General features: G+C 67.8%; 10 protein-coding genes and 1 pseudogene. 4 read left to right on the top strand and 7 right to left on the bottom strand.

Annotated features, from left to right (window positions below):
* Positions 1-284 (bottom strand): alcohol dehydrogenase catalytic domain-containing protein (locus GAS53_RS57205; protein ID WP_404829418.1); only part of this gene is annotated, 284 nt, incomplete at its 3' end.
* Between the two features lie 151 nt (positions 285-435).
* Here GAS53_RS57205 and GAS53_RS46625 point away from each other — a divergent pair.
* Positions 436-909 (top strand): winged helix-turn-helix transcriptional regulator, encoded by a 474-nt coding sequence (locus GAS53_RS46625; RefSeq protein WP_151483887.1) that lies wholly within the window; start codon positions 436-438, stop codon positions 907-909.
* Between the two features lie 71 nt (positions 910-980).
* Here GAS53_RS46625 and GAS53_RS46620 read toward each other — a convergent pair whose 3' ends face one another.
* Positions 981-1,586 carry a CGNR zinc finger domain-containing protein gene (locus GAS53_RS46620; RefSeq protein WP_225859540.1) on the bottom strand — a complete coding sequence of 202 codons (606 nt, stop codon included), beginning with the start codon at positions 1,584-1,586 and terminating at the stop codon, positions 981-983.
* A gap of 64 nt (positions 1,587-1,650) precedes the next feature.
* Here GAS53_RS46620 and GAS53_RS46615 point away from each other — a divergent pair, with 64 nt between their 5' ends.
* Positions 1,651-2,523 carry an alpha/beta fold hydrolase gene (locus GAS53_RS46615; protein ID WP_151483861.1) on the top strand — a complete coding sequence of 291 codons (873 nt, stop codon included), beginning with the start codon at positions 1,651-1,653 and terminating at the stop codon, positions 2,521-2,523.
* A 189-nt stretch (positions 2,524-2,712) separates the two neighbouring features.
* On the opposite strand, the pseudogene GAS53_RS46610 reads toward GAS53_RS46615, so the two are convergent.
* The 4 genes and pseudogenes from GAS53_RS46610 to GAS53_RS46595 form a co-directional block, all read right to left on the bottom strand.
* A pseudogene (locus tag GAS53_RS46610) lies at positions 2,713-3,189 on the bottom strand (MFS transporter); the annotation flags it as partial.
* Between the two features lie 28 nt (positions 3,190-3,217).
* Entirely contained in the window at positions 3,218-4,693 is a 1,476-nt protein-coding gene (locus GAS53_RS46605) for a class I adenylate-forming enzyme family protein (RefSeq protein WP_151483859.1), read from the bottom strand.
* Between the two features lie 35 nt (positions 4,694-4,728).
* Positions 4,729-5,652, bottom strand: coding sequence for an alpha/beta hydrolase (locus GAS53_RS46600; protein ID WP_151483858.1), 924 nt, complete (start codon positions 5,650-5,652; stop codon positions 4,729-4,731).
* Positions 5,653-5,658: 6 nt separating this feature from the next.
* Positions 5,659-6,627 (bottom strand): enoyl-CoA hydratase/isomerase family protein, encoded by a 969-nt coding sequence (locus GAS53_RS46595; RefSeq protein WP_151483857.1) that lies wholly within the window; start codon positions 6,625-6,627, stop codon positions 5,659-5,661.
* Positions 6,628-6,888: 261 nt separating this feature from the next.
* On the opposite strand from GAS53_RS46595, the gene GAS53_RS46590 reads away from it, so the two are divergent.
* Positions 6,889-7,572: a TetR/AcrR family transcriptional regulator gene (locus GAS53_RS46590; protein ID WP_151483856.1), complete on the top strand. Its 684-nt coding sequence runs from the start codon at positions 6,889-6,891 to the stop codon at positions 7,570-7,572.
* Between the two features lie 39 nt (positions 7,573-7,611).
* Here GAS53_RS46590 and GAS53_RS46585 read toward each other — a convergent pair whose 3' ends face one another.
* Positions 7,612-8,508, bottom strand: coding sequence for a short-chain dehydrogenase/reductase (locus GAS53_RS46585; protein WP_151483855.1), 897 nt, complete (start codon positions 8,506-8,508; stop codon positions 7,612-7,614).
* A gap of 107 nt (positions 8,509-8,615) precedes the next feature.
* Between GAS53_RS46585 and GAS53_RS46580 the strand changes: the two genes are divergently transcribed.
* On the top strand, positions 8,616-8,845 hold a 230-nt coding region (locus GAS53_RS46580), incomplete at its 3' end, for a winged helix-turn-helix transcriptional regulator (protein WP_151483854.1).

Below are 8,845 nucleotides of genomic sequence, written 5' to 3'. Positions count from 1 at the left end.
ATCCGCAGGTCGCGTGGACGGGCGTAGACCTCGTCGCCGACTTCGATGCCGTGTACGGCGGAGCCGACCCGCGTCACGACGCCGGCCACGTCGTGGCCGAGGGTGAACGGAAGCTTGTACTTCAGGAGTTGCTTGAACTCTCCGTTGCGGACCATTTTGTCCAGCGGGTTGATGCTGGCGGCGCTCACTCTGACCAGGACGTCGCGGTCTCCGACGGTGGGCTCGGGTACCTCTGCGGCGCGCGCGCCGTCCTTGCCGTACTTCGCGACGACGAATGCCTTCACGCCGGCCGCCTTTCTGGGAGGCCCCGCTTCGCGTGCGCGGCCGGGTTGATGTGCCAGTTGTGACGCTACTCGCTGGGTATGGGAAAGTAAACTTAGGTGAGGTTAGTATCACCCCATGGATGTGTGGACCGAAGCTCTTCAGGACTCCGGCATGGACCCCCGTCTCGACCGGGACATGTCGAACTGCTCGATCGCGCGGACCCTTGAGGTCGTGGGGGAGAAGTGGACGATCCTGATCCTCCGCGAGGTCTGGTACGGCTCGTCCCGCTTCGGCGACTTCGAACGCGTCCTGGGCTGTCCTCGCAACCTGCTCGCGGCGCGACTCCGGATGCTGGTGGAGGAAGGGATCCTGGCCACCGAGACCTACAAGGAGCCGGGTGCGCGGAGCCGACCGAAGTACGTGATCACCCCGAAGGGCATGGATCTCGTGCCGGCCGTGATGGGGCTCCTGCAGTGGGGCGACCGGTATCGCGCCGATCCGGAGGGGCCGGCCGTGCTGACGCGGCACCGTGGGTGCGGCGCGCACGTCAACGTCCACGTCCGCTGCGAACAAGGCCACTCCGTGCGGGAGGAAGACGTCGAGAGCGTTCCTGGGCCCGCTTTTCGCATGAAGGTCGCCGAGTGAGCTGAACGCGGTTGCGTCGGGCGATGGGCGCGACGTCGCTGGCTGTAGACGAGGGTGCCGGGTGGAGGGCCTCAGCCTCTCGGGGTGTGCTCGCTCCGTCTGGCCCGGGCCTGGTGGAGGCGGACCTTGGTGCGGTTGCCGCAGCGCGCCATGGAGCACCAGCGGCGGTTGTGGGCAGGGGAGCGGTCCAAGAAGCGCAGGGCGCAGGTGTCCGCGCCGCAGACGCGTACACGCCGGATCTCGGCGGACAAGAGTAGATCGACGGCGTCCTGGGCGACGAGCGCCAAGGCGGCTGTGGGATCGGTGGCCAGGTTCGTGGTGCCGGCAGGCTCCAGGTGTCCGTCCGTGATGGCGATCTGCAGGGCGGGGCGCGGGGCCTGCGCTGCTGATCGGTTGAGCACCATGATGTCGTCGGCTGCCGGCAGACGGCCGTCGGCGCCTGCCAGTACGGCCCGGTCGACGACCTCGCGCAGTCGGCGGCCCGACGCCAGGACGGCGGCAGCGGCGGGGCGCGGGGGGTCCGGTGCGAGCAGCCCGGCCTCGTGAAGCCAGAGGGCCAGGTCGCTTGAACTCTGGAGTGTCTCCGTCGGCGGTGTCCGCCAACGGTTGCGCAGGGTGTTGACGAGGTCCAGGCAGACCCGCCCGCCGTCCCAGATCCACATGCCGTCCGTTGCCACGTCCCTATTCTGCACATTAGCTTAACCATCTAAGAGGGTTAGTGCGTGCGAAGGAGGCGGATCCATGGGACAGCCGACAGTGGCGACCGGAGTGAGTCAGGTGGACGGGGTCCGTCTGCACTACCTCCGAGCGGGATCCGGCCCTCTGCTCGTGCTGCTCCACGGCTGGCCGCAGACCTCCGACTGCTGGCGGCCGGTGTTGGCGGATCTCGCCGCCGGCCACACCGTCGTAGCACCTGACCTGCGCGGTTACGGCCTGAGCGACAAGCCCGCGACCGGCTACGACAAGCGACGGATGGCCGCCGACATCGCCGGCCTCGTCGAAGCGCTCGGCTTCGAGAAGGCCGCGGTAGTGGGGCACGACCGGGGAGCCAGGGTGGGCCACCGCTGGGCGCTGGACCGCCCGGAGCAGGTGGAACGGCTGGCCGTGCTCGACATCGTGCCCACCCGGGAGATGTTCCGCCGCCTGGACGCCTCGCTTGCCTCCGGGTACTGGCACTGGCTGTTTCAGATGCAGCCCGATCTGCCCGAGCGGCTGGTGGGGCATGACATGCGGGGGTATCTCGAGTACTTCTTCGAGCGGTGGACCTACAACCGCCACGGACTGACACCCGATGCAGTCGACGGGTACGTCCGCGCCTTCTCCCGTCCGGGTGCCATGCGCGCGAGTTTCGACGATTACCGGGCCATGGAGCAGGACATTGCGCTGGACGACATCGACGCCTCCGCGGGGCGCCGCCTCGCCATGCCGGTGCTGGCGCTGTGGGGTGCCGCGGGGCTGCCGGCCCGCTTGCCGACGCTGGAGATCTGGCGCGACTACGCGGATGACGTCACGGGTGCCGAGATCCCGGAATGCGGTCACTTCATCCCGGAAGAGCAGCCGGAGGCGCTGCTGGCGCACTTGCGCCCGTTCCTGGCCGGAGAGACGAACCGCTGACGCCGTCGCGGTGACGGACATTGCGTCCCTCCGGAAGGTGCGCACTGGCCGCATGGGCAAGTCGTCGGAGGGGCTTCGACCGCGGTGCGATGCCCCCGCGCGCGGCGAATGAGCTTGAAGCGTGAAGGACGGGAGCGCCGAGGGGTGGCCCAGCTGCAACAGGCTGGGCCACCCCCCCCGGCGTGGAGCTCAGATTGCGACCGATGCGTCGGCCGGAGCGTCTTCCGTGGCAAGGCCGGCAGCTGGGCCGTCAGCCCCGTGCCGCCGGGGCATCCGGAGAGCCAGGGCCGCCGCCAGGCCGACCGCACCGGCACCGACCCAGAGCGCCGGCACCAGCCCGTCCACGAACAGTGAGGCCGATGCGTAGCCGCCCTGCGCGGAGAACACCGGCGCCAGCGATGCGACGCCTATGGCACCGCCGACCTCGCGGATCGCTTTGTTGGCACCGGAGGCTATGCCCTGCTCCTCCGGGCGGACCGTGCTCATGATGAGGTTCGCGCTGGGAGCGAAGAACATACCCATGCCGATTCCGCAGACGATCAGCGCCGGCAGAAGCGAGATGTACGACACCTGCGGCTCGACGGCCGGCGCCCAGAGCCCCAGGCCCACCGTGTTCAGGGCCATGCCGACTGTGACAACGGGAGCGCCGCCGATGCGGTCGGACAGGTGCGGCCCATAGCCTGAACTGTGCTGATCAGGACCCTGCAGGGACGGCAGTGTGGCCTGCCCGCAAGGAGCCTTTGTCGATCTTGCCGACCGCGTTCTTCGGGATGGCTTCCACCACGACGTATGAGGCCGGGCGCTTGAAGCCGGTCAGGCTGCGTGCGCAAAGCGCTTGGAGCGCCGCGGGGTCGACGGTCGAACCAGGCCGGGGCTGAACGTAGGCGACCACCACCTCGCCCCACTTCTCGTCGGGTACGCCGATCACTGCGGCCTCGAGGACCGACGGGTCGCTCGCGAGCACGTCCTCGATCTCCTTGGGGTAGATGTTCTCCCCACCACGGATGATCATGTCTTTCGAGCGTCCGACCAGGGTCAGATAGCCCGCGGCGTCGAGGTGGCCCACGTCGCCCGTGTGCAACCAGCCGTTGACGACGACCCGGGCCGTGTCGTCCGGACGGCCGAGATAGCCGCGCATGATGTTGGGGCCCCTCAGGACGACCTCGCCGTCCGTGCCCGGCGCCGCCTCGGTACCGTCGGCGTCGAGGATCCGGATCTCCTGGCCGGGGAAGGGAAGCCCCACGGTTCCTGCGCGACGGGGTCCCGCGACGGGGTTGATGGTGGAGCCGCAGGTTCCTTCGGAGAGCCCGTACCCCTCGACGAGGGGAAACCCGTACCGGGCCTCGAACCGGGTCAGCAACTCGGCGGAGGCAGGTGCGGCGCCGCAGACCGCGAACCTCACCGACGATGTGTCGGGCCGAACGTCGTCAGGGAGTGTTGCGAGCATGCTGTAGATCGTCGGGACGGCGCTGAAGAAGGTGGGGCGCTCCTGTTCGACGAGGTCGAAGAAGTGGTGGGGGTCGAACCGGCGGCCCGCGATGACGACACTGGCGCCGGCAAGAAGCGGCGTCAGGATGCTTACCACGATGCCGTTCACGTGGAAGAGCGGCAGGATCAGCAGGCAGCGGTCGCTCGGCCCCAGCTCGAGAGCCTGGCGTCCCATCTCCACCATGGCGTCGATGTTGGCGTGGTCGAGCATCACGCCCTTGGGTACCCCGGTCGTGCCGCTGGTGTAGATGAGGAGAGCCAGCGCGGACGAGTCCAGACGCGGTGCATGATCCCACTCCGGCGCCTGATGTTCGCGCAGTTCACCGACGGTGAGTGTGGCCAGGCCTGCCGTGGTTTCCGAACCGTCCTCGACCACGAGCAGGCGCGCACCGGAGTCCTTGAGCTGCCGGACCACTTCGACATCGGTCATGCTCGGGTTGACCGGCGTGATGGTGGCGCCGAGCCGCCAGGCGGCGAACAGCAGAAGGACGAACTCGGCGCGGTTCGTCAGCTTGAGGGCGACGACGTCACCGGGACCGATTCCGAGATCGTGGAGCTGACGCGCCGTCCGGAGGACGCCGCTCAGCAGTTGGGCGTTGGTGAGGGACTGCCGCCCGTCCGAGACCGCGGCCCCCTGGGGGTCGAGTTCGGCTCGGCGGTCGGGCAGAGAAGCGAAATTCATGGCGAACGTACCTGTCTCGGTGTGATGCGATCCGGTCAAGTCGTCGACACGGCGGGTGCCGGGTCCAGCTGGCGGGAGAGGAACTCGATCTGGTCGCGGACCAGCGCCTCGAACGTCTCGCCGGTATAGAAGTCGAAGTGACCGGCGTTGTATCTCTTGATCTCTCCCCGGGGAGCGGTCCGGGCGTACCGGAGGGTCTGGGCGGGAGGCGTGACCGAATCGGTGTTGCTGACGCAGAAGAGGATCGGCATGGCGACCTTCCTTGCCGCACGCCCGGGCCGGTAACCGGCGATGGTCGGAATGACCCGTGCCGCCACTTCGTTGCGGAACGTTGTCCCAGCAGGCTGCAGTGCCTGGTATCCGGGGAGGGCGTCCGGAGCGTTCATGAGGGCCGGGGAACCAGGGGCGGCGGCGATGGGAACCATCGCGGGTGCCTTACCACGCACTCTGGCTGTCAGATCCCGGGCAAGTACGGGGGTCATTCTGAGCGAGGCGACCGGGCCGAGCGCGAGCGCGGAGGCGAGACCGTCGGTGAACGGGCACTGGGCCACGGCCGCGCGTAGTTCCGGATGTCGAGAGGCCACGGTGATGGCGTGGCCGCCGCCGAAGGAGCTGCCCCACACCGCGACGCGTGCGCGGTCGACATCATGGCGTGTCTTGACGTAGGCGAGGGCGGAGTCCCAGTCGGCCAGCTGGCGCTTGATCGACAGGAGCTGGCGAGGGTGGCCGCCGCTGTCCCCGAAGTGTCGGTACGTGAAGGCCAGGGAGGCGATGCCGGCCTGTGCGAAACGCTCGGCGAAGGCGTCGAGGCGCATCTCGCGGGTGGCGCCCAGGCCGTGTCCGAGAACGACGACGGGCGGGGAGGTGACACCTGTCGGCAGGTAGAGCCAGCCGGCGCAGGTACTGTCACCGGAGGGGAAGGTGACGTTGTGCCGGATGAAGGGCTGTGGTGCTGTCATGTCGAGTCACCGTTCATTCGTCGAGCTGCGCCCGGGCACGCTGCCCGAGGCGAGTGCCTGCGTGTAGGTGTCAGGCCTATAGAGCGGGAGTTCGCCGGTCACGTCTGTCGCATTCAGGTAGCCGAGCATCAATTCCTGCCCTTCCTGCGACATCACCCTGGTGAAGAACTCGGCGCGTTCGACGTGCAGACCGTCCTCCAGTGACATGGAGCCGCCGAAGTACACCGACCTCTTGGCAGCCGCGACCGATCCCTTCGATCGCTTGCCGAGGCGTTCCGCGAGTTCTATCGCCTCTGTGACCACCTTGTCCTGCGGAACGACCTGGTCGACCGCTCCATTGGCGAGAGCCTCCGCAGGTGTGAAGGGCTTGCCTTCGAGGATCGCTGCCAAGGACCGGTGGGTACCGATCAGGCGAGTCAACCGCTGGGTGCCGCCTCCGCCGGGAATGATGCCGAGGAGGACTTCTGGCTGGCCGATGAAGAAGTCTCCGTCAGCCATGACCCGCAGATCGCATGCCCAGGCGAACTCCGCGCCGAGGCCGAGCGCCGAACCGTTGAGGGCAGCGACGAAGAGGACACCGCTGCGGTTCATCCGGAGGAACGTCGTGTGCAGGCGCTCCAGTTGGAGGGCACCTCGCATCGGAGTCTTGCGCATCAAGGTGCCCAGGAGACGAGATCGGTCCACGTGCTTTGCCATGCGCACGACGGCGGCGGCTCCACGGCGGCCGACGGTAGGGCTGGCTGCGCCCTCTTCTTGAAGCCATCGGACCGCGGCATGGCTGACGAACCGTTCGGGATGCGCCCCGGTGAAGACGACGGCACGAATGTTCGGATCGCGGTCGGCCCGGTCCACCAGTTTGTCCAGCTGGGTGGAGATGTCGAGGCCGAACTCCTGGTGCGGGCCACCGTCGACACGGACGACCAGGACGGCTCCCCGGTCCTCGATCTTGAGATGGCCCTTGTCTTTGTACGGCATGAAGTCTGCTCCCGTGCTGAGTTCATGGAGGGGTGGGAAAGTGCGTGGGGACAGTTGCGGCCGCGTGTGGCAGTGATGGGGTCGTGTTCGCCCCGGGGGTTGTGTCCGCGCAGGCGGCATGAGACTGGGCAGCGCGTGACGACGGGTCCAGAGACGTACGCCGTGTCCGTGACGGCATGTCGCCCACAATGTGTAACATTGCCGTGAAGAGTTAGATAACCAAGTTATTTTGAATGTGTCAACGGTGGAGGCAGGCGAGACATGGCAGGGCGGGCGAGGGTCGAAGACGCGCAGGAGCGACTTGTCCAGGCGGCCATCGGTCTGCTGGCCGAGCAGGGGCCGTCGGCCATCAAGGCGCGCACGGTGGCTTCCGCGAGCGGACTGTCGACCATGGTGGTCTACAGCCACTTCGGCGGGATCCCTGAGCTGATGAGCGCCGTTGCCGACCATGGGTTCAAGGAACTCGGTAGAGCTTTTGCCCAGGTGCCGGTGACTGAGGATCCGATCGCGGAACTCTTCGCCATGGCCTTGACGTGTCGTCGAATGGCCCACGAGAACCCTCACCTGTACGACCTGATGTTCGGCCTGTCCACTCGCGCGACATACCGGCCGCTGTCCGACGCGGACCTTCGCCTGAGTGGGCACTCACCGGCATTTCGAGAAGCCCACGCCCATGTCGCCGCGGCGTGCGAACGGTTCGTGCGCTCCGGCAGGGGCCGGCAGCAGCGACCCGAGGTCATAGCCGCTCAGTTGTGGAGCTTTGTACACGGCTACATCACCCTTGAACTGGCCGAGCACTTCGTCGAGTTCGACGACGCGGTGATGCAGGTGCTTGTGCCGATGGGTGTGAACTTCTCTGTCGGCTTGGGTGACAGGCGTGAACGTGCCGAGGCCTCGCACGAGGCTGGCGCGCGCTTGTACGAATCCATCACCCAAGGCCTGTGAGAAGGAGGGGCGGCCGGGTGCCGCCCCTTGCGCTCCACGCTAGGGCGACCTGGTCTCCACGGTGGGGCTGTTGGTACCCGGCGTGAGTTGGTCATGCCTCCCCAATGCCTCGACCTCCCGTTCCAGGGACGGAACCGCGCGGGCCGCGAAACGCCGAGCCCAGGGCCAGGTCAGCGGCGAGTTGAGTGCCCCCTTGGCCCAGTTGGCCACGGCGACGGCGCGCGGGACGTACACGCGGCTGCGTCGGCGCACGAGCCCGTCGACGATCGCAGCGGCAGCCCGGTCGGCGCTGGTGGTGACATTGCCCGGATAGGGCAGCCGTCGGCGCAGCCCCTGGAACGAGGGGAGGTCTGCCTCGGCCCCCCGGACGAGGTCCGTGTCGATCCAGGAGGGGTGCACGAGGCCGACCGTGACCCCGAGGTGTGCCACCTCCTGGCGGTAGGTCAGGGCGAGCAACTCGGCCGCGGCCTTGCTCGCGCCGTACGAGGCCATCGCGGCCAGCGGCATGAACGACAGCGCGGACGCCACGACCAGTACATGGCCCCGGCTGCGCTCCAGATGGGGCGTCGCGTACTTAAGGGTGCGGAACACCCCGTTCAAATTGACGTCCAGGACCCGCTCGAACGACGCCTCATCTGTCTGCCGCACCGTTCCGTACGCCACGACGCCGGCATTGGCGACGACGAGGTCGACGCCGCCCATGACCTCCGCGGCCCCATCGATCGCTGACCGGAGAGCGGCACCGTCACGCACATCGGCCTCACACCATGAGGCGGCGGGGCCTAGATCATCGGCGAGGTCGCGCAGCCGATCGGACTCCAGGCCGATCAGGGCCACACGAGCCCCTCGGGCGGCGGCCAGGCGGGCCACCTTCTCGCCGATCCCACGTGCCGCTCCGGTGACAACCAGCTTTCTGCCCAGCAAGTCACGTTTCATGGCGGCAACATAACTTCGTTATTTGTGGAACACAAGACATCGCGCGCAGGTTCCGTACTCGCTGTACCTGCTGGGTCTCATGACTGGACGAACCTATGCTGGCTGTCATGAGGCGGACATCCTTTGCTCAGTGGCCCTGCTCGATCGCGCGGACCATGGACCTGCTCGGGGACTGGTGGACGCCGTTGGTGCTGCGTGAGGCGTTCTACGGGATCCGGCGGTTCGACGCGTTCCAGGAGTCGCTGGGGATCGCCCGCAACACCCTGACCGACCGGCTGCGCCGGCTGGTGGACGAGGGGCTGCTGGAGAAGCGGCCGTACCAGACGGAGCCGGTTCG

Source organism: Streptomyces albicerus (assembly GCF_008905045.1).
In the GTDB taxonomy this organism is placed as follows: domain Bacteria; phylum Actinomycetota; class Actinomycetes; order Streptomycetales; family Streptomycetaceae; genus Streptomyces; species Streptomyces albicerus.
This window is presented reverse-complemented; position numbering and strand designations above follow the sequence as displayed.

What these genes read in the sequence shown, in the direction of transcription:
- GAS53_RS46625 (WP_151483887.1), top strand. Translation starts at nt 436, where the DNA reads ATGGACCCCCGTCTCGACCGGGACATGTCGAACTGCTCGATCGCGCGG.
- GAS53_RS46615 (WP_151483861.1), top strand. Translation starts at nt 1,651, where the DNA reads ATGGGACAGCCGACAGTGGCGACCGGAGTGAGTCAGGTGGACGGGGTC.
- GAS53_RS46605 (WP_151483859.1), bottom strand. Translation starts at nt 4,693, where the DNA reads ATGAATTTCGCTTCTCTGCCCGACCGCCGAGCCGAACTCGACCCCCAG.
- GAS53_RS46600 (WP_151483858.1), bottom strand. Translation starts at nt 5,652, where the DNA reads ATGACAGCACCACAGCCCTTCATCCGGCACAACGTCACCTTCCCCTCC.
- GAS53_RS46595 (WP_151483857.1), bottom strand. Translation starts at nt 6,627, where the DNA reads ATGCCGTACAAAGACAAGGGCCATCTCAAGATCGAGGACCGGGGAGCC.
- GAS53_RS46590 (WP_151483856.1), top strand. Translation starts at nt 6,889, where the DNA reads ATGGCAGGGCGGGCGAGGGTCGAAGACGCGCAGGAGCGACTTGTCCAG.
- GAS53_RS46585 (WP_151483855.1), bottom strand. Translation starts at nt 8,508, where the DNA reads ATGAAACGTGACTTGCTGGGCAGAAAGCTGGTTGTCACCGGAGCGGCA.